Source organism: Streptomyces yatensis (assembly GCF_018069625.1).
Classification (GTDB): Bacteria; Actinomycetota; Actinomycetes; order Streptomycetales; family Streptomycetaceae; genus Streptomyces; species Streptomyces yatensis.
Genome location: NZ_CP072941.1, coordinates 6,214,789 through 6,237,667, shown reverse-complemented (window position 1 = coordinate 6,237,667; position 22,879 = coordinate 6,214,789). Strand labels below are relative to the sequence as shown.

Annotated in this window: 22 protein-coding genes and 1 other RNA gene; 14 read left to right on the top strand and 9 right to left on the bottom strand. The window is 72.1% G+C overall.

The window, feature by feature from the left end:
• Positions 1-91: 91 nt before the first annotated feature.
• Positions 92-1,495, bottom strand: a complete 1,404-nt coding sequence (locus J8403_RS26190; RefSeq protein ID WP_211125297.1) for a nitrate/nitrite transporter — start codon at positions 1,493-1,495, stop codon at positions 92-94.
• A 970-nt stretch (positions 1,496-2,465) separates the two neighbouring features.
• Here J8403_RS26190 and J8403_RS26185 point away from each other — a divergent pair.
• A complete protein-coding gene (locus tag J8403_RS26185; protein WP_211125296.1) occupies positions 2,466-2,834 on the top strand; it encodes a DUF6247 family protein in 369 nt (122 codons plus the stop codon).
• Positions 2,831-3,115: a hypothetical protein gene (locus J8403_RS26180; protein WP_211125295.1), complete on the top strand. Its 285-nt coding sequence runs from the start codon at positions 2,831-2,833 to the stop codon at positions 3,113-3,115. Before J8403_RS26185 ends, J8403_RS26180 begins: the two co-directional genes overlap by 4 nt.
• On the opposite strand, the gene J8403_RS26175 is transcribed toward J8403_RS26180, so the two are convergent.
• A complete protein-coding gene (locus tag J8403_RS26175; RefSeq protein WP_211125294.1) occupies positions 3,090-4,079 on the bottom strand; it encodes a LysR family transcriptional regulator in 990 nt (329 codons plus the stop codon). The two genes, J8403_RS26180 and J8403_RS26175, sit on opposite strands and share 26 nt — an antisense overlap.
• A 128-nt stretch (positions 4,080-4,207) precedes the next feature.
• Here J8403_RS26175 and J8403_RS26170 point away from each other — a divergent pair, with 128 nt between their 5' ends.
• The 3 genes from J8403_RS26170 (at position 4,208) to J8403_RS26160 (ending at position 6,209) form a co-directional block, all read left to right on the top strand.
• Positions 4,208-5,518 (top strand): MFS transporter, encoded by a 1,311-nt coding sequence (locus tag J8403_RS26170; RefSeq protein ID WP_211125293.1) that lies wholly within the window; start codon positions 4,208-4,210, stop codon positions 5,516-5,518.
• A gap of 85 nt (positions 5,519-5,603) precedes the next feature.
• Complete coding sequence (locus tag J8403_RS26165) at positions 5,604-5,960, top strand: hypothetical protein (RefSeq protein WP_211125292.1); 357 nt, start codon at positions 5,604-5,606, stop codon at positions 5,958-5,960.
• A gap of 72 nt (positions 5,961-6,032) precedes the next feature.
• Positions 6,033-6,209: a hypothetical protein gene (locus J8403_RS26160; protein WP_343245307.1), complete on the top strand. Its 177-nt coding sequence runs from the start codon at positions 6,033-6,035 to the stop codon at positions 6,207-6,209.
• 10 nt (positions 6,210-6,219) lie between these two features.
• Here J8403_RS26160 and J8403_RS26155 read toward each other — a convergent pair whose 3' ends face one another.
• Positions 6,220-7,140 carry an alpha/beta fold hydrolase gene (locus tag J8403_RS26155; protein ID WP_211125291.1) on the bottom strand — a complete coding sequence of 307 codons (921 nt, stop codon included), beginning with the start codon at positions 7,138-7,140 and terminating at the stop codon, positions 6,220-6,222.
• A 93-nt stretch (positions 7,141-7,233) separates the two neighbouring features.
• On the opposite strand from J8403_RS26155, the gene J8403_RS26150 reads away from it, so the two are divergent.
• The 5 genes from J8403_RS26150 (at position 7,234) to yicI (ending at position 13,649) form a co-directional block, all read left to right on the top strand.
• Complete coding sequence (locus tag J8403_RS26150) at positions 7,234-8,127, top strand: LysR family transcriptional regulator (protein ID WP_211125290.1); 894 nt, start codon at positions 7,234-7,236, stop codon at positions 8,125-8,127.
• Between the two features lie 160 nt (positions 8,128-8,287).
• Positions 8,288-9,592 carry an extracellular solute-binding protein gene (locus J8403_RS26145; protein ID WP_211125289.1) on the top strand — a complete coding sequence of 435 codons (1,305 nt, stop codon included), beginning with the start codon at positions 8,288-8,290 and terminating at the stop codon, positions 9,590-9,592.
• 7 nt (positions 9,593-9,599) lie between these two features.
• Positions 9,600-10,532 (top strand): carbohydrate ABC transporter permease, encoded by a 933-nt coding sequence (locus tag J8403_RS26140; protein ID WP_211125288.1) that lies wholly within the window; start codon positions 9,600-9,602, stop codon positions 10,530-10,532.
• Positions 10,533-10,603: 71 nt separating this feature from the next.
• Positions 10,604-11,368: a carbohydrate ABC transporter permease gene (locus tag J8403_RS26135; protein ID WP_059144561.1), complete on the top strand. Its 765-nt coding sequence runs from the start codon at positions 10,604-10,606 to the stop codon at positions 11,366-11,368.
• Positions 11,369-11,381: 13 nt separating this feature from the next.
• The gene (gene yicI, locus J8403_RS26130) at positions 11,382-13,649 is read left to right on the top strand and encodes an alpha-xylosidase (protein WP_211125287.1); all 2,268 of its coding nucleotides are present in this window, start codon (positions 11,382-11,384) and stop codon (positions 13,647-13,649) included.
• A gap of 109 nt (positions 13,650-13,758) precedes the next feature.
• On the opposite strand, the gene dacB is transcribed toward yicI, so the two are convergent.
• The gene (gene dacB / locus J8403_RS26125; protein ID WP_211125286.1) at positions 13,759-15,342 is read right to left on the bottom strand and encodes a D-alanyl-D-alanine carboxypeptidase/D-alanyl-D-alanine endopeptidase; all 1,584 of its coding nucleotides are present in this window, start codon (positions 15,340-15,342) and stop codon (positions 13,759-13,761) included.
• Between the two features lie 174 nt (positions 15,343-15,516).
• On the opposite strand from dacB, the gene J8403_RS26120 reads away from it, so the two are divergent.
• On the top strand, positions 15,517-15,918 hold the full coding sequence (locus J8403_RS26120; RefSeq protein WP_211125285.1) for a DUF3592 domain-containing protein: 402 nt from the start codon (positions 15,517-15,519) through the stop codon (positions 15,916-15,918).
• Between the two features lie 222 nt (positions 15,919-16,140).
• Here J8403_RS26120 and J8403_RS26115 read toward each other — a convergent pair whose 3' ends face one another.
• A complete protein-coding gene (locus J8403_RS26115; RefSeq protein ID WP_246585993.1) occupies positions 16,141-16,815 on the bottom strand; it encodes a TetR/AcrR family transcriptional regulator in 675 nt (224 codons plus the stop codon).
• 98 nt (positions 16,816-16,913) lie between these two features.
• Here J8403_RS26115 and J8403_RS26110 point away from each other — a divergent pair, with 98 nt between their 5' ends.
• Both J8403_RS26110 and J8403_RS43790 read left to right on the top strand, forming a co-directional pair.
• Positions 16,914-17,840 (top strand): zinc-binding dehydrogenase, encoded by a 927-nt coding sequence (locus J8403_RS26110; protein ID WP_211125283.1) that lies wholly within the window; start codon positions 16,914-16,916, stop codon positions 17,838-17,840.
• A gap of 232 nt (positions 17,841-18,072) precedes the next feature.
• Positions 18,073-18,390: a methyltransferase domain-containing protein gene (locus J8403_RS43790; RefSeq protein ID WP_246585992.1), complete on the top strand. Its 318-nt coding sequence runs from the start codon at positions 18,073-18,075 to the stop codon at positions 18,388-18,390.
• A 101-nt stretch (positions 18,391-18,491) separates the two neighbouring features.
• On the opposite strand, the gene J8403_RS26100 is transcribed toward J8403_RS43790, so the two are convergent.
• Entirely contained in the window at positions 18,492-19,250 is a 759-nt protein-coding gene (locus tag J8403_RS26100) for a TetR/AcrR family transcriptional regulator (RefSeq protein ID WP_211125282.1), read from the bottom strand.
• Positions 19,251-19,340: 90 nt separating this feature from the next.
• On the opposite strand from J8403_RS26100, the gene J8403_RS26095 reads away from it, so the two are divergent.
• Positions 19,341-20,492, top strand: coding sequence for an FAD-dependent oxidoreductase (locus tag J8403_RS26095; RefSeq protein ID WP_211125281.1), 1,152 nt, complete (start codon positions 19,341-19,343; stop codon positions 20,490-20,492).
• 57 nt (positions 20,493-20,549) lie between these two features.
• Here the strand turns inward: J8403_RS26095 and ssrA are convergent.
• From ssrA to J8403_RS26080, 3 genes are all read right to left on the bottom strand, one after another.
• Positions 20,550-20,919, bottom strand: a transfer-messenger RNA (tmRNA) gene (gene ssrA / locus J8403_RS26090).
• Between the two features lie 206 nt (positions 20,920-21,125).
• Positions 21,126-21,605, bottom strand: coding sequence for an SsrA-binding protein SmpB (gene smpB / locus J8403_RS26085; protein ID WP_211125280.1), 480 nt, complete (start codon positions 21,603-21,605; stop codon positions 21,126-21,128).
• Positions 21,606-21,623: 18 nt separating this feature from the next.
• Positions 21,624-22,835, bottom strand: coding sequence for a S41 family peptidase (locus J8403_RS26080; protein ID WP_211125279.1), 1,212 nt, complete (start codon positions 22,833-22,835; stop codon positions 21,624-21,626).
• Positions 22,836-22,879: the final 44 nt, after the last annotated feature.

The following is a 22,879-nucleotide window of genomic DNA, read 5'->3' as shown; positions in this document are numbered from 1 at the left end:
GGCCGGGGGCTTCCCCAGCCGACCGTCGTACGCCCCGGGGGCCGACCGTCGTACGCCCCCGGGGGCCGACCGTACGCTCCGGGCCGCTCGCTCACACATCCGCGTACGCGGGTTGCCGCTCCGGCCGCGGATCATGCACGCCCGGCTCGCCGGCGGCGGGCGGCGCCGGGGCCGGACGGGCGCCGCGGAGGTATACGGCCCAGGTCACCGCGGAGCACACGGCGTAGAAGGCGAGGAAGGAGACGAAGGCGGGGGTGCCGGAGTGGGCGCTCGCGAACGACTCCCGGAAGACGAGGTTGATCCCGAGCCCGCCGAGCGCGCCGACCGCCCCGATCAGCCCCATCGCCGCGCCCGAGAGCCGCCGCCCGTAGGACGCGGCCTCCTCGCCCTTCAGGCCCCGGGCGAGGGCCTTCGCCCGGAAGATGCCGGGGATCATCTTGAAGGTGGCGCCGTTGCCGAGTCCGCTGAGGGCGAAGAGGGCGATGAAGCCGGTGAGGAAGACGGGCAGCGACTTCTGCGCGGAGGCGTAGACGACCACGAGGGTCGCGGCGGCCATCGCGGCGAAGGTCCACAGGGTGATCTTCGCGCCGCCGCGGGTGTCGGCGAGCCGCCCGCCGACGGGGCGGATGAGCGAGCCGAGCAGCGGGCCGATGAAGGTGAGCGAGGCGGCCTGCAGCGGGGTGCGGTCGAACTGGTTCTGCAGCACCAGGCCGAAGGCGAAGCTGTAGCCGATGAACGAACCGAAGGTGCCGATGTAGAGCAGCGACACGATCCAGGTGTGGGCGTCCCGCGCCGCCTCCTTGGCCGCCCCGGAGTCGTTGCGCACCGGCGCCAGGTTGTCCATGAACAGCGCGGAGAGCGCCACCGCGACCACGATCAGCGGGAGGTAGACGGCGAGCACGAGCCGTGGATGGGCCGCGCCTGCGGTGCCGATGACCAGCAGCCCGATGAGCTGGATCACGGGCACGCCGATGTTGCCGCCGCCCGCGTTGAGCCCGAGCGCCCAGCCCTTCTTCCGCAGCGGATAGAAGGAGTTGATGTTGGTCATGGACGAGGCGAAGTTGCCGCCGCCGACACCGGTGAGGGCCGCCACCACCATGAAGGTGGTGTAGGAGGTCCCGGGCTCCATCACCACGGCGGCGGCGATCGCGGGCACGAGGAGCGTCGCCGCGCTGATGATCGTCCAGTTGCGCCCGCCGAACCGGGCGACGGCGAAGGTGTACGGGACCCGCAGGATCCCGCCGACCAGCGTGGGCATGGCCACCAGGAAGAACTTCCCGGCCGCGTCGACGCCGTACTCCGGCCCCATGAACAGCACCATCACCGACCACAGGCTCCAGATGGAGAACCCGATGTGCTCGGAGAGGATCGAGAAGACCAGATTCCGGGTGGCGATCCGCTCCCCCTTCTCCCTCCAGAACGTCTCGTCCTCCGGGTCCCACTGCTCGATCCAGCGGCCCCCCTTGCGCGCGGCGGTGGTGGTCGGGGCAGTCATCACGCCTCCACAGTTCTCGGTGTCGCTGCCCGACGGTAGGGACGGCGCATTACCGCGCTGTGGCGGCAGGTGACGCGGACGAAACCTTGCACTCACCCGCGGGGGCGGGGGGCGGTGAGGGGGTTGCCGGAGGCTCGGGGTGCCGGGGCCCGGGGCCGGGGTGCGGTCCCGGGGCCGGGGTGCGGTCCCGGGGCCGGGACCGGCGCCGGAGCCCCGCAGGGGCCCGGGCCTCGGGGTCCGGTCCCGGAGCCCCGGAGCCTCGGGATCCCGGAGCCCCGGGACGCCGGGATCCCGAGGCCGGGGTGTCGGGGCTGGAGTCCTGGGGCCGGTGTCCCGAGGCCAGGAGCCGAGGTCCCGAGGCCGGGAGCCGGTGCCCCGAGGCCGGGAGCCGGGGCTGGGGTCCTGGGGCCGGGGTCCCGAGGCCGGGGTGCCGGGACCGGCGCCGGGATCCCGAGGCCGGGGTGTCGGGGCTGGAGTCCTGGGGCCGGTGTCCCGAGGCCAGGAGCCGAGGTCCCGAGGCCGGGAGCCGGTGCCCCGAGGCCGGGAGCCGGGGCTGGGGTCCTGGGGCCGGGGTCCCGAGGCCGGGGTGCCGGGACCGGTGCCGGAATCCCGGGGCCGGGCCCGGTGCCGGAGTCCCGCCGGGGCCCGGGCCTCGGGGTCCGGTCCCGGAGCCCCGGGACGCCGGGATCCCGAGGCCGGGGTGCCGGGGCTGGAGTCCTGGGGCCGGTGTCCCGAGGCCGGGGTGCCGAGGCTGAGGTGCCGGGGTCCCGAGGCCCGGCCGCCAGGGTCCCGAGGCCCGGCCGCCAGGGCCCTGGGCCTCGGGGTCCGGACCCGGAGCCCCGGGAGGCCGGGACGCCGGGATCCCCGGGACTCCCTCATGCGGTGGAGTCGTGGCCATCGCATACGCGACGCGAGGTATCGCCCGGTACCGTACGCGGTGCACCGCCCGCCCGCCCCGCCGGAGGATCGCATGAGCAGCCAGCCGGACCACCCGCACGACCCGGTGGTGCCACAACCCGCCAGCACACCGGAGGCGCTGCGCGCGGCAGTGGCGCAGGTCGCCCCTGGGTCCCTGGCCGCCTTCGACGCCGAGCGCGCCGAAGCGGTGGGGCAGGCCCGCGCCGATGTGAGCGCGGCCCCGCTGCGCCGCTTCACCCGGCAATGGGCGGTCAATGTGGCGATCGCGCGCCACCCGGCGCGCGCTGCCCGTCTCCGCAAGTTGGAAGCGCTGATCGCGGAAACGGACGACCTCGTCCAGGCTCGCGAGGCCGCCACGGAAGTCGGCCGGATCCTGGACGTCGCGTTCGCCGAGGCCGGGCTGAAACGAGGAGACGCGTGAGCGACGCATGGCGCTGGGAGTACGACCCGGACGAAGCGCATGTCGTCGCCGGGTCGCCCGGCCACGTGATCAGTGAGGTCGAGCGCCTCGCGCATGAACTGGTCGACCTCGCCGGCCTGGGCGTCGACGTCGCCGATATCGGCAAGGGCCCTCAGCCGGGTGTCCCGGGCGGGCTGCGCCGCCTCGGTATCGGCGGGGATGGCTGGCTGTACTTCCTGGCCATGCCACGCCTGCGGCTCATCGTCATCACGCGCGTCATTCCGCCATACGAAGATCTCTGATCCCGCCCGCCTCCGGGCCTGGCAGCCAGGCGCCCGGTGGGCGGGTGAGCCAGTCGGACGTGGTGGCGAGCGTGTGGGCCGCCGCGTGGAGGGCGTCCAGGCCGGGGTGGTGCAGGTCGCGGCGCCAGAGCAGGGAGACCGGGGAGAGCGGGACCGGGTCGGTGAGGGGGCGCAGCACCGTGCCGGGGAGGTGGATGAACACCTCGCTGGCCAGCACCGACCAGCGGCGTTTGGTCACCACCCGGATGAACTCCTCGTCCCCCTCGATCTCCGGGAACGGCTCCGCCATCGCGATCCCGCGCCCCGCGAAGAGCTGTGCGGCCAGGTCGGTCCACTCGGTGGTGGTGGGGTTGCCCGCCGCCGCGTACAGGGTCTCGCCCGCGAGCGCGGCCAACGGGATCTCCTCGAGTCCGGCCAGCGGATGGTCCTCGCGCAGGACCACGGCGATGCGCTCATAGCGGATGAGGCGGTGTTCCAGCCGGGCGAGCAGGGCGGGGTCGAGGCCATGGGCCCGGCCGAAGGAGACGTCGAGGCGGCCGGCGAGGAGTTCGCCGGCGGCCCCGGCCAGCCCGCTGTGGAAGCGGGCCACCAGCTCGGTCTCGGGGCCGAGGCGGCGCCGCGCCTCCGTCAGCACCTGGCTCCCCGTGCTCACCGGTGCGCCCACGTCCACCAGCAGCGGGCGGCGCTCGGCCCCGCTGAAGGCCGCCGCCAGGTCGTCCTGGGCGTGGAGCACCCGCCGGGCGTACGGGAGCAGCCGCTCGCCCGCGGCCGTGAGGGCGACCTGGCGGGTGGTGCGGACGAACAGCTCCGCGCCCAACTCCCGCTCCAGACGGCGGATGTCGCGGCTGAGGGCCTGCTGGGCGACGTAGAGGCGGGCGGCGGCGCGGGTGAAGTGCAGTTCGTCCGCGACGGCGGTGAAGGCGCGCAACAGGCGCGGTTCGATGTCCCGGTTCACCCGCACCATGGTGGCCGACGCGATCCTCGGCCCTTCACCCGACCGGCATCACCCGCTCCGCATTGACAACGGTTATGCGTGAATGGGCCCGGATCAGGTGTTGGACCGGCCCCGGGCGGCCCCGCGACCGTGGTGGGGTGATCCTCTTCCTCGCCTCCCGGCCCGTCGTGCCGCGTCCCACCCGCCCCGCCTCCCGGCCCGCTTCCCGGCCAGCTTCCCGGCCCGGCGCCGCTCCCGCCCCACCGCGCCGCCGCCGGTCGCCGCTCGCCCCGTACCGCCGGCTCTTCGCCGCCCCCGGTGCGCTCGCCTTCACGCTCGCGGCCCTCGTCGGACGGCTGCCGGGCTCGATGCTCGGCGTCTCCACGGTGCTGATGATCGCCACGGTGCGGGACTCCTACGCGCTCGCGGGCGCCGTCTCGGCGACCGGAGTCGCGGTGACGGCGGTCGCGGGGCCGCTGCTGGGGCGGCTGGTCGACCGGTACGGGCAGGCCAGGGTCGCGGTTCCCGCCGTCCTCGTCTTCGTGGCCGGGGCGACCGCCATGGTGCTGTGCGTCCACCTCGCCGCCCCGGCCTGGGCGCTGTTCTGCTGCGCGGCGGGCTCGTCCGGCGTGCCCAGCCTGGGCGCGATGACCCGCGCCCGCTGGGCCGCGCTGCACCGCGACGACCCGGCCGCCCGGCACACCGCCGCCTCCTTCGAGCAGGTCGTCGACGAGGTCTGCTTCATGGCCGGGCCCGCGCTGGCCATGGTGCTGTGCACGGCGGTGCTACCCGAGGCGGGGCTGGTCACGGCGGCGGCGCTGCTGCTCACCGGCACCCTGCTGTTCGCCGCCCAGCGCCGCACCGAACCACCGCCGGAACCGCACTCCACCCGGGGCCGCGTGCTCCTCACCCCCGCCCTGCGGGTCGTCCTGCTGACCTTCCTCGCGACCGGTGCGGTCTTCGGCTCGATGGAGGTGGCGACGGTCGCCGCCGTCGGCTCGTACGGGGGCTCCACGGCGAGCAGCGCCGTCCTCGCCCTCCAGGCCGCCGGGTCCTGCGCCGCCGGGCTGGTCTTCGGCGCGCTGCCACCGCGCGGTACGGCCGGGGGCCGCATGGTGGCGGGCGTGGCCGCGATGGCCCTGGCCGTCCTCCCCCTCCTGACCGCCCACAGCCTCGCCACCCTCGCCCCGCTGCTCTTCCTGGCGGGCATGGCCACGGCCCCCACGATGATCACCGGCATGACCCTGGTCCACCGTCTGCTCCCGTCGTCCCGCCTCAACGAGGGGATGACCACCGTGTACACCGGCCTGCTCATCGGCATCTCCACGGGCGCCGCGGTGGGCGGCTGGACGGTGGACCACCTGGCCCCCACCTCGGCCTATCTCACCCCGGCGACGGCAGCCGCCCTCGCCTTCACCATCGCCTGGTCGGGCCGGGGTCGTCTGCGGGCCCCGCTACCGTCGGCCTGATTCCTCATACACGTCACCGAGCCGCGCGCGGGCCTCCTCAAGGCCAGTACGGTGCGTACGGACACCGATCAGCCCGGAGGAAACCATGAGCGCACATCCCGTCGAGCCGCCCGCCGATGGCCTCATCCCCCGGCCAGAACGCACCCCACAAGCGCTGCGCCTCGCACTCGCCCGGGTAGCGCCCCATCGGCTCGGCGAGATGGACCTTCAGAAGGATGAGGCGTTCGCATTGGCCGCCGAACATAACAACCTCGGCCCCATCCGTCAGTGGCTGACCATCTGGGCCGGGGAAGTCGAGATCGAACGCCGCCCAGACCTGGCCGCGCGACGGCGTAACGCGGAGCACGCGGTGCACACTCTCGACAAGGACGATCCAGCCTGGCGGGCCGCTACCAAGGAGCTCCTGGCCGTGGTGAACGAAGCTCGGGAGAACACGGCGTGAGCTGGGCTTGGGAGTACGAGCCCAGCGAAGATCATGTCGTGGACGGCGCCCCCACCAGCTCTGATCGCCGAAGTGGAGAAGAAGGCGGACGAACTGGTCCGCGCGGCTGCCGCCCTGTACCTGGACGGCACGGCTTACCAGGGATCCTCCCCTCGCGGCGAGAACGTTCTTGTGCCCGGCGGCATGTTCTTCTGCCAGGTGGTTCCCCGGCATGAGCGTGTCTACATCTTCCAGATCACTGTCTGGTGATCTGGAAGCGTCATAGCGGTACGGACCCGTCCGCCTCCGCCAGGAAGGGCCTGAGCAGCGACAGCAAGGGGCCCGGGCGCTCCTCCGGGAGGTAGTGGCCGCTGTCGTCGAGCACGGCACCGCGGGTCGCCGGGGCGACCTGGCCGAGGCTGTGGAGAGGGGCCGCGCCCCCGGCCCGGCCGCAGCCGACGGCCAGGGTGGGCATCGGCAGCCTCGTGCGGGCGAGTTCGGTGAGGGCGGCCGTGTCCGCGGGGGCGTTGCGGTAGTACGCGAAGCCGTTGGCCAGCCGGCCCGGCCGGGTGTAGCTGCTCAGATAGGTGTCGACATCGGCGGGGCGGATGGCCCCGCTCTCCATGGCGTGTGCGTAGAAGTGCTCCAGCAGGATCCGCTCCCGGCCCGCCGCCAGCTGCTCCGCGAGACCGGGCACCGAGAAGAAGCCGAAGTGCCAGAGCCCGGCGCGGGCGATCAGCTCACTCAGCCCGAAGCCGTGCAGCGGCACGGCGAGCAGGGTGAAGCTGCGCACATGGGCGGGGTGGGCGGCGGCCCACGCATAGCCGATGGGGCCGCCCAGATCGTGGCCGACGACATGGACCTGATCCAGGCCCAGTCCGGCGCGCCAGTCGTCGAGGAGGTCGGCGGCGATCCGGACGCCGTGGCCGCGCGGGGAGGAGCCCGAGTCGCCGAGGCCCGGCAGGTCCACCGCGAACACCTCGTGGTCGCGGGCGAGTTCGGGGATCACCTTGCGCCAGGCGTACCAGGTCTGCGGCCAGCCGTGGAGCAGGACGACGGGGGTTCCCGACCCCGCCCGTACCCAGTGCAGCCGTACGTCCTCGATCGTCGTTTCGCAATGTTCTTGGTGGTCTTGGTGCTGTTGGTGCTCTTGGTGTTCCCGGCGTTCCTGGTGCTCTCGCTGTTCTCGTGTCACGTTCATGCGGGCCAGTCGAGCACCGGCACCCCGGTACTTTCTCCTTTGATATATGAGAGGTGAAGGGATTATTCGCGATCAGATATAGGCTTGGCCCTCATGGAGCTGCGCCATCTGCGTTATGCGCTCGCCCTCTCCGAGCACGCCCACTTCGGCCGGGCCGCCGCCGCGCTGGGCATCCGGCAGCCGCCGCTGTCCCAGCAGATCAAGGCGCTGGAGACCGAGTTGGGCGTACAGCTCTTCGACCGCACCGGGCACGGGGTGCGGCCCACCGCCGCGGGTGAGGCGTTCCTGGCCCGGGCCCGGCAGGTGCTGGACCATCTCGACCTCGCCGTACGGGACGCGGCCGACGCCGGCCGGGGCGAGACCGGTTCGCTCGCCATCGGCTTCCTCGGCACCGCGCTGGCCGCCGTGCTGCCCGAGGTGCTCACCGCCTTCCGGACCCGCCGCCCGCAGGTCCGGCTGGAGCTGCGCGAACTCCCCAGCACCCGGCAGATCGAGGCGCTGCTGGACGGCAGCCTGGACGCCGGGGTCATCTGCGGCCCGCCGCCCGCGGCCGCCCGGCGGCGGCTGGCCAGCGTCCCACTGGGCCGGGAGACCCTGGTGGCGGCGGTGCCGTCCGGCCATCCGCTGACCGGCGCCGCGTCCGTGCCCGTACGGGCGCTGGACGGCGAGCCGCTGATCCTCTCCTCGCGGCAGGCCGAGCCCGCCGCCGCCGATGTGGCGCTCGCCGTTTGCCGCGCCGCCGGGGTCGAGCCGAGGATCGCGCATGAGGCTCACAATCTGCACACCCTGCTCGGGCTGGTCGCCTGCGGGCTGGGGATCGGCATCGGACCGGCGGGGATGCGGCGGTTCCGGCATGTGGGGGTGACCCTGCTGCCGCTGGAACCGGCCGCCGCCGGGCTGGAGTTCCACCTCGCGCATCGCTTCGGCACGGTGCCGAGCGTCCTGGGCGCCTTCCTCCGCACGGTGCGCCAGGTCCATCGGGGCTGAGACCTTCCCGCAACGCTCATGCCCGCTCCCTGCCCGTTTTGTCAATGGCATTGACATATTCATCCCACCCCTCGTATACCTCTCCCCATCGAAGCGCTTCGACGAACCTCGACGAACGTTGCACGTGCGCCATTCCTTCCCACCCTCCCGGAGGCAGCGGATGTTGACGGCACGGAAACGGACGAAACGAACGGTGGCCTTCATCGCGGCCGCACTCGCGGGAGCCCTGGTCATGGCGGGTTGCGGGGGCGGCGGGGACGAGGCCGGGGACGGCAAGTCGCTCAGGCTGTGGCACTACGAGGCGCCCAACAGCGCCATGGGCATCGCCTGGAAGCAGGCGATCGCGGAGTTCAAGAAGAGCCATCCGGGCGTCACGGTGAAGGTCGAGGAGAAGGGCTTCGAACAGATCCAGAAGACCGCCTCGATGGTCCTCAACTCCGGTGACGCACCCGACCTGATGGAGTACAACAAGGGCAACGCCACCACCGGGCTGCTCTCCAAACAGGGCCTCCTCACCGACCTCACGCCCCAGGTCACCAAACACGGCTGGGACAAGCCGCTCAGCCCCGGGGTGCGCACCACCAGCCGCTACGACGCCCAGGGCGTGATGGGCTCCGGCAATTGGTACGGGATTCCCAACTACGCCGAGTACACGATGGTCTTCTACAACAAGACCCTCTTCGCGAAGCACCACATCAAGGTCCCGACCACCTTCGCCGAATTCACCGCCGCCCTCCAGGCGTTCCAGGACAAGGGCGTCACCCCGCTCGCCAGCGCGGGCGCCGAATACCCCGCCCACCAGTACGTCTACCAGCTCGCCCTCACCAAGGCCGACCGGTCCTGGGTGGACGCCTACGAGCAGTACCAGGGCAAGCCGGACTTCCACGACGCCGCCTGGACCTATGGCGCCACCACCTTCGCCGACTGGGTGAAGAAGGGCTATGTCGCCAAGAGTTCGAGCGGGGCGAAAGCCGAGGACGCGGGCGCGGCCTTCATCGCGGGGAAGTACCCGATGTTCTTCTCCGGCAGCTGGTGGTTCGGCCGCTTCACCTCCGAGATGAAGGACCAGTGGGGCACCTTCCCCTTCCCCGGCTCCAAGCTCACGCTCGGCTCCGGCGGCAATCTCTGGGTCGTCCCCAAGGGCGCCAAGAACAAGGAGCTCGCCTACGACTTCATCGACATCACGATGAAGAAGGGCATCCAGAACACCCTCGGCAACCACGGCGGCGTGCCCGTGGCCGCCGATCCGTCGGCGATCACCGATCCCCAGTCCAAGCGCCTGATCCAGGACTTCACCGCCTACGCCGACGGCGACGGCCTGGCCTTCTACCCCGACTGGCCGGTCCCCGGCTTCTACGACACCCTCGTCTCCGAGACCCAGAAGCTGATCACCGGCAGCGCGGATCCCGAGGCGTATCTGGACGCGCTGAAGAAGGCGTACGACGCGGGCGCGCCGAAGGGATGAGCTCCCGATGAGCACCCACAGCCCCGGCGTACCGGACAGCCACGCCGTACAAGGGCGCCGCCGCGAGTATCCGTACGCCCTCTTCCTGCTCCCCGGCGCGCTCGCCTTCCTCGCCGTCATCGTCGTCCCGTTCCTGATGAACACCGGGATCAGCCTCACCCACTGGCAGGGGGTGGGCAGCCCGAAGTGGGCCGGTCTCGACAACTACCGCGCCCTGCTGGACGACTCCGCCTTCTGGGAGTCCTTCCGGCACAGCCTCGCCATGGTGGTGGCGATGGCGGTGCTCCCCACCGCGCTGGGCCTGGTGCTGGCCGCCGCGCTCTTCGACTACATCGCCAAGCACATCGGCACCCGCACCGCGAGCGTGCTGCGCGCCTGCTTCTATCTGCCGCAGGTCCTGCCGATCGCGGTGGCCGGGATCGTCTGGAGCTGGATCCTGGCCCCGGAGGGCGGCGCGCTGAACGAGGCGCTGGACGCCGTCGGCCTCGGCTCGCTGCGCCATGACTGGCTGGGCGACCCGGACTTCGCGCTGTACAGCGTGATGGCCGTGATGGTGTGGGTCCAGCTCGGCTTTCCGCTGGTGGTCTTCATGGCGGGGCTGCAGCGCGCCGATCCGTCCCTGCACGAGGCGGCCGAGCTGGACGGGGCCTCGTGGTGGCGGCGGTTCTGGCATGTGACGCTGCCGCAGATCCGCCCGGAGATCTCCGTCGTGCTGCTGTGGTGCACCATCGCGGCGCTGAAGGTCTTCGGCGCGGTGTATGTGCTCACCAAGGGCGGGCCCGGTGGGGCCACCAATGTCCCCTCGTACTTCTCCTTCCAGTCCTTCTTCGAGAAGACGCAGGTCGGCTACGGCTCCGCGGTCTCCACCGCCCTCACCGTGATCATCCTGGCGCTGGCCCTGGTGGCCTTGCGCCTGCAAACCCGGGCGGAGGACCGGTGAACGCCGTCAAGGGACATCGCGCGCCCACCCGCTACCCCGTCTTGGCCGCGCTGACCGTGGCGGCCGCTCTCATGGTGCTGCCGTTTCTCGTGGTGGCCCTCAACGCGGTGAAATCGCCCGCGGAGTACTCGGCGAACGGCCCGCTGAGCCTGCCCGAGGGGATCCATCTGGACGGGCTGCGGGACTTCTGGCAGCGGGTGGACTTCGGCCGGAAGCTCTTCAACTCAGCGCTGATATCGGGCTCGGTGGCGGTGCTCGCCGCGCTGCTGTCGGTGCTCAACGCGTATGCGATCGGCATCGGGCGGGTCAGGGGCCGCCCCTGGGTGCTGGCCTTCTTCGTGCTGGCCAACATGCTGCCGCAGGAGGCCCTGGTCTATCCCGTCTACTACCTGTCCAAGCAGGTGGGCCTGTACGACACCCGGCTGAGCGTGATCATCGTCTTCACCGTGATCCAGTCGGCCTTCGGCACCTATCTGCTCTCCTCCGTGCTCGGCGCCTTCCCCAAGGAGGTCATCGAGGCGGCCCGGATCGACGGCGCCAACAAGTGGCAGGTGCTGTGGCGGGTGGTGGTGCCGGTCAGCCGCCCCACCCTCGGGGTGCTGCTGGTCTTCTTCTTCATCTGGACCTGGAACGAGTTCCTGCTGCCCCTGGTGATGCTGATCTCCAACGACAACCAGACGGTCTCGGTGGCGCTCGGCGTCCTCCAGGGCCAGCGGCTGATGGACGCCACCATGACCAACGCGGCGGCCCTGCTCGGGGTGCTCCCCGCGTTCTGCTTCTTCCTGATCTTCCAGCGGACCCTGACCCGTGGCATCGCCATGGGCGCGGTCAAATGACGAGGAGGGCCGCATGAAGTTCAGCGACGGCTACTGGCGGCTGCGCGAGGGCGTCCGCGCCGCGTACCCGCAGGGGGTGCTCGATGTGGAGACCTGCCCCGGCACCCTCACCGTCCACGCCCCCACCCATCCCGTCCGCCACCGCGGCGATCTGCTCAAGGGCCCCGCCCTCACCCTGACCTGCACCTCCCCCATGCCCGATGTCATCGCCGTCCGGATCACCCACTTCGCCGGCGGGGTGGAGCGCGGCCCGTCCTTCGAGATCGCCCGCCAGGAGTGCGCCGCCGAGGTGAGCCGCGACGCCGAGGAGGCCCGGCTCACCTCGGGCGCGCTCTCGGTGCGCTTCGCCCGCACCGGGCCCTGGCGGATGGACTTCGAGGCGGCCGGGCGCACGCTCACCAGCAGCGGCGCCAAGGACATGGGCATCATGGAGACCCCCGACGGCCACCACCACCTGCGCGAACGGCTCGCGCTGCGGGTCGGCACCTCCGTCTACGGCCTCGGCGAGCGCTTCGGCCCGCTGGTGCGGAACGGCCAGGCCACCGACATCTGGAACGCCGACGGCGGCACCGCCACCGAACAGGCGTACAAGAACGTCCCGTTCTTCCTCACCGACGCGGGCTACGGCGTCTTCGTCGACCACCCCGGGCGGGTCTCCTTCGAGGTCGGCTCGGAGGCGGTCTCCCGGATCCAGTTCAGCGCCCGGGACCAGGAGCTCACGTACTACGTCATCCACGGCCCCACCCCCAAGGAGATCCTGCGCCGCTACACCGCACTCACCGGCCGCCCCGCGCTGCCGCCCGCCTGGTCCTTCGGGCTGTGGCTGTCCACCTCCTTCACCACCTCCTACGACGAGGAGACGGTCACCGGCTTCGTCGACGGCATGGCCGAGCGCGGACTGCCGCTGTCCGTCTTCCACTTCGACTGCTTCTGGATGCGCGAGTACCAGTGGTGCGACTTCACCTGGGATCCGCGGGTCTTCCCCGACCCGGAGGGCATGCTGCGCCGGCTGCGCGAACGGGACCTGCGCATCTGCGTCTGGATCAATCCGTACATCGGCCAGCGCTCCCCGCTCTTCGCCGAGGGCAAGGCGGCCGGCCATCTGCTCAAGCGGCCGGACGGCTCGGTGTGGCAGTGGGACCTGTGGCAGCCGGGCATGGCGCTGGTGGACTTCACCAGCCCCGACGCCCGCGCCTGGTACGCGGCCAAGCTGACCGCGCTGCTGGACATGGGCGTGGACTGCTTCAAGACCGACTTCGGCGAGCGGGTGCCGTTGGATGTGGTGTACGCGGACGGCTCCGACCCCGAGCGGATGCACAACTACTACACCCACCTCTACAACCGCACCGTCCACGAGGCGCTGCGCGAGCGGCGCGGTGAGCGCGAGGCGGTGGTCTTCGCGCGCTCGGCCACGGCGGGCGGCCAGCGGTTCCCGGTGCACTGGGGCGGCGACTGCGAGTCCACCTACGAGGCGATGGCCGAATCGCTGCGCGGCGGGCTCTCGCTGGGTCTTTCCGGCTTCGGCTTCTGGAGCCATGACATCGGCGGCTTCGAGGGCACCCCGGACCCGGCCCTGTTCAAGCGGTGGATCGCCTTCGGGCTGCTGTCCTCGCACAGCAGACTGCACGGCTCGTCCTCCTACCGGGTGCCGTGGCACTTCGACGAGGAGTCGGTCGAGGTGCTGCGCCACTTCACCCGGCTGAAGCTGCGGCTGATGCCGTATCTGTACGAGGCGGCGCGGCAGGCGCACACCGAGGGCGTCCCGGTGATGCGCGCCATGGTCCTGGAGTTCCCCGACGACCCGGGATGCGCGGGTCTGGAGCGGCAGTACATGCTCGGCGGGGAGCTGCTGGTCGCCCCGGTCTTCGACGACGAGGGCGAGGTGAGCTACTACGTGCCCGACGGCGTCTGGACACATGTGTCCAGCGGGCGGACGGTGCACGGCCCGCGCTGGGTGCGCGAGACCCACGGCTTCCTCAGCGTCCCGCTGCTGGCCCGGCCCGGAGCGGTGATCCCGTTCGGGGCGGCCGACGACCGCCCCGACGCCGACTGGGCGGACGGGATCACCCTGCGGGTGTACGAACCGGCGGCGGGCCGCCCGGTCACGGTGCGGGTGCCGCGGCCGGACGGCACGACGGCCGCCACCTTCACCGTCGTCCGGGACGGGGCGGAGCTGCGCGCCGAGGCCACCGGCACCTCGGCGCCCTGGCGGCTGGAGGTGGCCGGCGGCCCGTCGGCCGAGGCGGCGGCGGGAACGGCGGCGCTGACGCTGTCGCTCTGACGATGTGCGGCTCCGCCGCGGCTGTGTCGATATGCGGCTCCGCCGCGTGGCCGGCCACGACACAGCCGCGGAGGAACGACCGCACCTCGCGACACCTCCCGCGGAGCGCTCAGCAGCGCCGGGGCTTGGCCCAGGCGCATTCGAGTCCGGCGTCGGCCGTGGGTCCGGCGTCGGCCGTGGCGCCCCGTACGGCACGGGGCCGCACCGCCTCCGCATGGCCCGCTCCGGACTTCGCGAGCGTCACCACGATCGCGTCCTCCAGACTCTTCACCGAATCCGCGAGGTAGTTGTTGAGGACGACGCTGTAGACCAGCTCCCTGCCGTCCGCGTCGGTGACATAGCCGGAGAGCGCGGAGGCGCCGGTCAGGGAGCCGGTCTTGCCGCGTGCGTTGCCGGCCGCCGGGGTGGCGCACATCCGCGTCCGCAGCGTGCCTCCGACGAACCGGTCCGGGGCGCAGGCCACCGGCAGCGAGGCGTACCAGTCGGCGTACCAGGGCTCGTCGCGCACCGACAGCAGCAGTTCGGTGAGGCGCCCGGCCGCGATGTTGTCCATCCGGGACAGCCCCGAGCCGTCGACCTGGCGCACCGCGCCGGTGTCCACGCCCTGCTTCTTCAGCCAGTCGGCGATGGCGGAGAGCCCCGCGTCCCAGGTGCCGCGACCGGCCGTCGCATAGCCGATGGCCTTGGTGAGCGCCTCGGCGTGGATGTTGTTGGACAGCTTCATGAAGGGGATCAGCAGCTCCTTGAGCGGCATGGAGCGGTGCTCGGCGAGCGTCCGGGCGTCCGCCGGAGCGGCCCGGCCCACGCGGGTGGGCCCGGCCACGCGGACGCCGTGCCGGTCGAGGGCGTCGGCGAAGACCGAGGCGGCGTAGCCGGTGGGCTCCCAGACGCTGACCCACTCCTTGGCGGTCGCCGCCCCGGCCGGAATCGCGCCGCTGACGGTGATGGTGTTGGAGCCGTGCCCGCGCTCGACGGTGAGGCCGCCGTTTCCGGTGGTCGCGCGGTTGTCGATCCGTACGTAGGAGTTCGGCGGCGTGACGGTGACCTTCGGCCGGTCGCCGGCGGCCGCGCCCGGGGCCACCTCCACGATGACGCTGCCCGCGTCGTAGTCGGTGTCCGGGGCGAGCGTCAGCGCGGAGATCTGCGCCGCGTAGTACGAGGACTCGTCGTCGGCCGCCCAGGAGCGGCCCACCCGCTGCGCGTCGAAGCGGGTGTCATCGGCGATCAGCCGCCCGGTGACCTTGGTGAAGCCCGCGTCGGCGACGCTCTTGGCCAGGCGGTCGTAGTCCCCGGCCAGCATCGTGGGATCGCCGGTGCCGCGCAGATACAGATCGCCCCGGAGCGTACGGCCGTGGCGGCTGCCGTCGGTCAGCACATCGGTGCCGAAGCGGTGGTCGGGGCCGAGCAGCCCCATGGCGGCGGCCGAGGTGAACAGCTTGGTGTTGGAGGCGGGCATCAGCCGGTCGTCGGCCCGGTGCCGGTAGAGGGCGGCGCCGGAGTCGGCGTCGGCGACCACCACCCCGGCCGCGCCGCCCTTCAGCAGGGGGTCGGCGAGGATGGTGTCGAGGGCGTCGCCGATCCCGGCGCGGGAGGTGTCCGCACCGGCGGGCGAGCTCCAGGTGAGGGTGCAGGCGAGTCCGATGACGAGGGGCCAGATCCAGCCGCTCACACGACGCTTCATGGGTCTGCTCATGTCACGGGAGGATCCCGCACGCCGTCATTTCGCGACAGAGCGCGCGGGCGGCAACCGAAGCTCCGGATCGACGCGTCTCCTGTGGTAGGCAGGGGACGCGAACACAGGGATGCGAACACTCCGAACGCTTTGAACACTCCGAACACTCCGAACACGACGAGAGGCGGTTCAGCGATGGCCGTGCCCGGAGCCGATCTGCTGTGTATCGCGGTCGGCCTGCTCACCTACGCCTGCGCCGTCCGCGACGTCCGGCTGGTGCGACGGCTGCGTCGCGAGGGGCTCCGTACGGAGGGGCTGGTGGTCGCCAACGTCGTGAGCCGCAGGGACGACAGCACGATCCAGACGCCGGTCATCCGGTTCCACGACCACCAGGGCTATGTGGTGGAGTTCAAGACCGCGATCCAGGGCGTCGGGATGGGGCTGGCGACCGGCCGGAGAGTGGGCGTGGTGTACCTCCCGGGCAGCTCGCACAAGGCGCGGGTGGACATGCGGCGCCAGTTGGTGGGCCCGGCGCTGGGCATGATCCTGATGGGCTCGCTGTTCCTCGGCCTCGGCCTGCTGATCGCCTTCATGTGACCGTGGCCCGCGGGGCGGAAGGCGGGGGCACCGCCGTGGGCGGGCCACTTGGGCCGGCCACGGGCGGCCTGGTCCGGCTGCCGTCAGCCGTCGCCGGCGCAGAGGGCGCGGGCCCCAAGGGCAGGCCGACGTGGGGCGTCACTCATCAACCGCGCACGGCGGCAGGCCGCCCGAGGCGACGCGAAGCCGCAGGGGCCGTACACGGGCGGCCAGGCCCGAACATCAACCGCCGTCCCCGCCGGGCGTGGTGGGCAGCGCGAGGCTGCCGGGGAGGGCGGCGACGGCCTCGCGGAGGCGGGCGGCCAGCTCCTCCGTGGTGGGCGGCTCGTCACGTACCGCGTCAGTCGCCTCTTCGGCCTGTGCCACCCAACTCGCCAGCGCCCCGTGGAACGCGGCGATCAGCATGTCCACGGCCAGCCGCGGCCGCAGATCGCCCGGCCCTCCGAGGCCGAACCTGCGGTGCAGGATCTCCAGCGCCTGCTGCGTGGTGGCCTCGCAGAACTGCAGACCGTGGGCGCCCATCGAGGGGGTCCGCTCGGCCAGCCGCCGGCTGAGCAGCATCCGCCGGGCCCAGCCCTCGTCGTCCATCCGCTCCAGCGCGGCCAGCAGCGCGTCCCGCCCCAGCTCCACCACGGGCAGCGTGCCCGGGTCCGCGGTCTCCAGCTCCTCCAGGAAGGCCCGCCACAGGTCCTGGTCGGGGGCCATCGCGACATCTTCCTTGCTGGTGAAGGTGCGGAAGAAGGTGCGCTTGGAGACCTCCACCTCCTCGCACAGCTCATCCAGCGTCACCCCGCCGAAGCCGCGCCGGGTGAACAGCTCCAGCGCGGTGTCTATCAGGGCCTGGCGGGTGCGCCGCTTCTTGCGTTCGCGCAGTGAGGAGTGAGGAGCGGCAGTCACGGCGAAAAGTGTAACCGTCAACGACGGTGCCACTTGCGCGCTTTTGCCACTCAGTGGCATAACTGTGATCGTCACCCTTCACCGAAAGGCGAACCACCATGCGTGCCCTGCTCGTTGACCACTCCGCCCCCTCCGGCCTCCGCCTCGGCGAGGCCGCCGACCCCGAACCCGCCCCGCACCAGGCGCTGGTACGGGTGACCGCCACCTCCCTCAACTACGGCGAGGTCGCCCACCGCACCGAGGCCCCCGAGGGCACCGTGCTGGGCTGGGACGCCGCCGGGGTGGTCGAGCGCGCGGCCGCCGACGGCTCCGGACCGGCCGCCGGAACCCCCGTCGTCACCCTGGGCGCGGACGGCGGCTGGGCGGAGCTGCGCGCGGTGGACACCGCGATGCTCGGCGTCCCGCCCACCGGCGCCGACCCCGGCGCGATCAGCACCATCCCGGTCGCGGGCGCCAGCGCCCTGCGCGCCCTGCGCCGGATCGGCGACACCCTCGGCCGGCGCATCCTGGTCACGGGCGCCACCGGCGGCGTCGGCCGCTACGCCGTCCAGCTCGCCCGGCTCGGCGGCGCCCATGTCATCGCCTCCACCGGCGACCCGGCCGCCCACGGCGACGGCCTGCGGACACTGGGCGCCCACCAGGTGGTCAGGGACCCGGCCGAGATCGACGAGCCGCTGCACGGAGTGGTCGACAACGTCGGCGGACCGCAGCTGGTGGCGGCGTACGACAAGCTCGCCGCGCACGGCACCCTGGTCTCCGTCGGCCATGTCACGGGCCAGCCCGAGACCTTCCCGTTCGGCGCCCTCTACGGCAACGAAGGCCGCCACGACCGCTCGATCGTCACCTTCTACCTGCTGGACGGCGCCGCCATCGGCCCGGACCTCGGCTGGCTCGCGGAGCGCGTCGCGGCGGGCGACCTCGACCCCCAGATCACCTGGCGCGGCGGCTGGGACCGGGCCGAGGAGGCCGTCACCGCACTCCTGGACCGCCGCCTCCACGGCAAGGCGGTCCTGGACATCGGCTGACCGCCGACGGCCGACGTCACCGCACCACGCTCCTGGGCGTACGGCACCGGCCTCGCCAAGGTCACCGTGAACGAGGACGGCACAGCCGAGGGGCGGATCATCGGGGAGTCGTCGTTCATGCAGGCCCGCTCCCAGGTCGTGGTACCGCTCGCCGCGGGACCTGTCGGCGCGCACCGCCTACGCCGACAGCGAGCGTGCGGCGAAAGTGCCGCCGGCGCTGCTGGAAGAGTGGATGCCCGCCCTCCTCGCCCAGCTCGCCGCACCCGGCGCCCAGCTCGTACGCGCCACCGGGAGCGATGGCCGCCGACAGCTCTACGTCTTCGACGCCGACCGTGAATCCTTCGCCACGTTCGCTGGGAACGGCTCCGGCTGGACCGTCCGGCAAGGCGGACCGGTGGCACTGTGGGACGACATCCAGCGGGCGCTCATCGCCTGGCAGGACGCCGGACGCCCCGACATCAGTGCGATGCGGCTCCGCATCACCCCCCGCTCCCATAGGTACTGGATCGGCGACAGCCCCGCGTTGCGCTGGGAACACCGCCTCACCTGAGCTGAGGGCCGATTTGGAGGAGGAACCCCACCCTTGGGCGCGGACGGCGGATGGGCGGGCGGTCAGGGCGGGCGGTGAAGCGTTTGGCGTGCTGAGGCTGTTCACAGCCGTGACGGAACCAGCCCCTGCAGCAGCAGGGTGAGGGTGAAGGTGAACCGGTCGTGTCCGGTGCCCGAGGTGAGCTCCCGCGCATGGGCGACGGTATGGGGGAACAGGTCGGGCGGCAGCATGCGGAGCCGCTCCTCGATCTCGGCGCGGTCGATCACCCGGCCGTCGACGTCCTCGCTCTGCCGCCGGGCCGCGGATGCCTCCAGGCAGTAGCCCGTGATGTAGAGGAAGGCCGCGTCACTGGTCCAGGCCGCCTGGCGGGCGGGCGCGCCACTGGCGAGCAGGATCGCGAGCATCCCCTCGCCGACCCGCAGGGTCGCCAGATCGGCGGGCACCACGGCGAGGGCGGCCTGCGCGATACCGGGGTAGCGCAGAAACTGATCGCGCAGCTGTGCGCATACGTCCATGAACTGGTCCCGCCAGCACGCGGGGTCCGGTGCGGGGAGCGCGACCTGGGAGCAGAGCCTGCCGATGAGCAGGTCGCCGAGTTCCGCCCGGTTACGCACATGCGCGTACAACGAGGCGGGGCCGGTCCCGAGCCTCGTCGCGACCATGCGCATCGTCAGGTCCTCGAAGCCACCCTCCTCGACGGCCTGGAGAGCGGCGTCGATGATGCGCTCCACCGTGATGGGGGTCTTCTCCCGGCCGGCGGCCCGGCGCGCCCCGGTTTCCGAGGCGCCGTTCTGGGCCGAGATCAGCGCCGCCCACTGGTCCCGGGAGATTGCGTCACGTGCTGCCCGTCGTCCTGCCACGGCGCCACTCTACTCGTTGACGAACAATGATCGGCGTCAGAACAATGTTCGTCATAGGGTGAGAGGCAGCCCATCGCGAAAGGACTTCCCATGACGCCCTCGGTCTCGATCATCGGCGCCGGCCTCGGCGGACTCACGCTCGCCCGGATCCTGCATCTCCACCACATCCCCGCCACCGTCTACGAGGCCGAGAAGTCCGCGGGCGTCCGCACCCAGGGAGGACAGCTCGACCTCCACGAAGAGGACGGCCAGCTCGCCCTGGAGATGGCCGGGCTCACCGAGGAGTACCGCTCGATCATCCACCGGGGCGGCGGGGCACGACGCGTCGTCGACGAGCGGGGACGCGTGGTCGTCGACCGGCCGGACGACGGCTCCCTGGCACGGCCGGAAACCCTGCGCGGCGACATCCGCCGGATCCTGCTCGAAGCACTGCCGCCCGGCACGGTGCGATGGGACAAGAAGCTCGTCTCGGCGACCCCCGTCGGGGACGGACGGCACCAGGTGTCGTTCGCGGATGGTTCGTCGGCCGTGTCCGACGTCCTCGTGGGCGCCGACGGGGTCTGGTCCAGGGTCCGGGCGCTGCTGTCGGACGCACGGCCGGTGTACTCGGGCATGAGCTACGTCGACACCTACCTGCACGACGTCGACACGGCCCACCCGCGCGTGGCGGGCCTCGTCGGGAACGGCGCCCTGTACGCCCTGGTCCCGGGCAGGGGATTCCTCGCCCACCGGGAAGCCGGTGACGTCATCCACACCTACGTCGTGCTGCACCGTCCTGTGGAGTGGTTCGACGCGATCGACTTCACCGACGCCCCGGCGGCGAAGGCACGGGTGGCGGCCGAGTTCGACGGCTGGGCACCGGAACTGCTGGCCTTGATCACCGACGGCGCGTCCGCACCCGTCCTGCGCAGCATCTACGAGCTGCCGGACGACCACCGCTGGGACCGGGTCCCCGGCGTCACCCTCCTCGGCGACGCGGCGCACGCGACCGTCCCCGGAGGAGACGGAGCCAATCTCGCGATGCTCGACGGCGCCGAACTCGGTACGGCGATCGCCGCCCACCCCGACGACACCGAGCAGGCCCTCGCCGACTACGAGAGCGGAATGTTCCCCCGGAGCCGGAAGGCGGCCGCCGCCGCCCACCGCACCATCGACTTCGTCTTCGGCGCCAACGCCCCCGCCGGGGTCATCAGCCTGTTCTCGGAAGCCGCTCGCTCGCCGGACCCGGCCGAGCGGCGATGAGCACCGGAACACGACGAGGGCCCCGCCGGATGGCGGGGCCCTCGTCGTACATGGGATGAGTGGAGATGGCGGGAATCGAACCCGCGTCCACCGGTGTGGAATCAGGACTTCTCCGAGCGCAGTCCGCTGTGCTTTTCTCGGCCCCGGAGATCACGCGGACAAGTCTCCGACGGGCTCAGTCACTGTTTGATTTCCCACTACGCCCCGTGACCGGGCTTAGTGGTTTAGTTCCCTAGCTGATGCCAGGATCCGGGTCGGGAACAGCCCCGGGCTGACACTTCGCAAGTCGCTACTTAGGCAGCGAGGGCGAAGGAATCGCGCTTGGTGTTGGCGATTATTGGTTGCGACATATGGTTAACGAGATCATTGCCGCTTCCTCGGCTCGCTTCTCCTGCTTCGACAGCCGCTGTCGAAACCGATCATCCCCATGTGGCTCGCTATTGAATTGGATACTGCTCAAAGGTGGTGCCGCGCCCTCGGAGGGGCACAGCGCCATCATAGGTGAACAACGCGCGACGGGGCCACATCATTCCCGTCCCCCGGGGGGCGCGTGCCCGGCCGGTCAGGCCCACTGCCCTGACCAGGCCCGCTGGGCAGAGCGGGCCCGCTGGGCAGAGCAGGCCCCCTGGGCGGTCAGGCCCGCTGCCGCCGCCGCGCCGCGGACATCGCCCGCTCGGACTCCCGGCGGTCCTGCCGCTCGCGCAGCGTCTGGCGCTTGTCGTACTCCTTCTTACCCTTCGCCAGCGCGATCTCGACCTTGGCCCGGCCGTCCTTGAAGTACAGGGCCAGCGGCACCAAGGTGTGCCCGGTCTCCTGCGTCTTGCCGATCAGCTTGTCGATCTCCGCCCGGTGCAGCAGCAGCTTCCGCCGGCGGCGCGCCGAGTGGTTGGTCCACGTCCCCTGGCTGTACTCGGGGATGTGCACGTTGTGCAGCCATGCCTCGCCGCCGTCGAGCTGGGCGAAGCCGTCCACGAGCGAGGCGCGCCCCTGGCGCAGCGACTTCACCTCGGTCCCGGTCAGCACCAGACCGCACTCGTACGTATCCAGGATGTGATAGTCGTGCCGCGCCTTCTTGTTCTGCGCGATCAGCTTGCGACCCGTCTCTTTAGCCATAGCCAGGCCATTCTCGCACTAGGACCCGCCCCCGAGGCCACTCAATACCGTGCGCGCCCGCGCCTCGGCCGACGGGCCGTCGTCGCCCTTGACCGCCAGGTCGGGGTCGATGCCCTCGCCGTCGACGTTCCGCCCGGCCGGGGTCCGGTAGTGGCCCACGGTGAGCTCGGCGACCGAGCCGTCGGGCAGTTCGCTCGGCATCTGCACCGAGCCCTTGCCGAAGGTGCGGGAACCCACGACCACGGCGCGGCCGCGGTCCTGCAGCGCGCCGGTGAGCAGCTCGGCGGCGCTCATGGTGCCGCCGTCGACCAGCACCACCAGCGGGCTGTCGGTGTCGCCGCCCGGCCGCGCGTCGAGAACTCGCTGGTCACCACGGACGTCATAGGTGGCGACGAGGCCACCGTCGAGGAGCGAGGAGGCGGCGGTGACGGCCTCGGAGACCAGCCCGCCGGAGTTGCCTCGCAGATCGAGCAGGATGCCGTCGCCCCGGGGGGTGGCGCGCACCGCCCGCCGGATCCGCTCGCCGGTGCCCTTGGTGAACGAGTCGACCTTGATCCGGACGGCGCCGGGTCTATGGGCGTCGTAGCCGCTGAGCCGGTCGACGGTCACCGGGTCCGTGGTCAGCCGGGCCCGGCGGAGCTCTTGCGTCCACTTGTGTCCGCCGCGCCCCAGCCCGAGCTCCACCCGGGTGCCCGGGGAGCCGTCGGCGGGGCCGCGCAGCAGGGCCACGACCTCGGTGACCGGCCGCCCGGTCACGTTCTCGCCGTCGACCGTGCGCAGCCGGTCGCCGGCCCGGATCCCGGCCTTCTGGGCGGGGCTGCCGGGCTCGACGCGCTCGACCGCGATCCGCCCCTGGGCGTCCCGGTGGGCGGAGATCCCGACGCCGACGTACGCACCGTCGAGCTTCTGGCGGAAGCCCTCGTACTCACGGGCGCTGTAGACCGCGCCCCACCGGTCTCCGCTGCGGCTGACCACCTCGCGGGCGGCCTTCGAACCGGACTTCCCGTCCTCCTGGGCCGCGGCCGCGGCCGCCTTGACCTGGTCGCTCTCGACCGCGCCGACATAGGCACGAGCGGGCATCCCGGCGGGCTGGGGGTCCTTGCCATGTCCGGGCTCGGCGCCCCAGGAACCGACGGCCGCCCCGGTGGCGAGCACGCTCACGAAGACCAATGTCAGGGCGGCCCCGCGGCGAATGCGGCGGGGATGGACGAACAAACACGGGCCCGACATGCCGGTGAGTGTAGGGCACCAACAGGCGCCGTACCGGGGGTTGT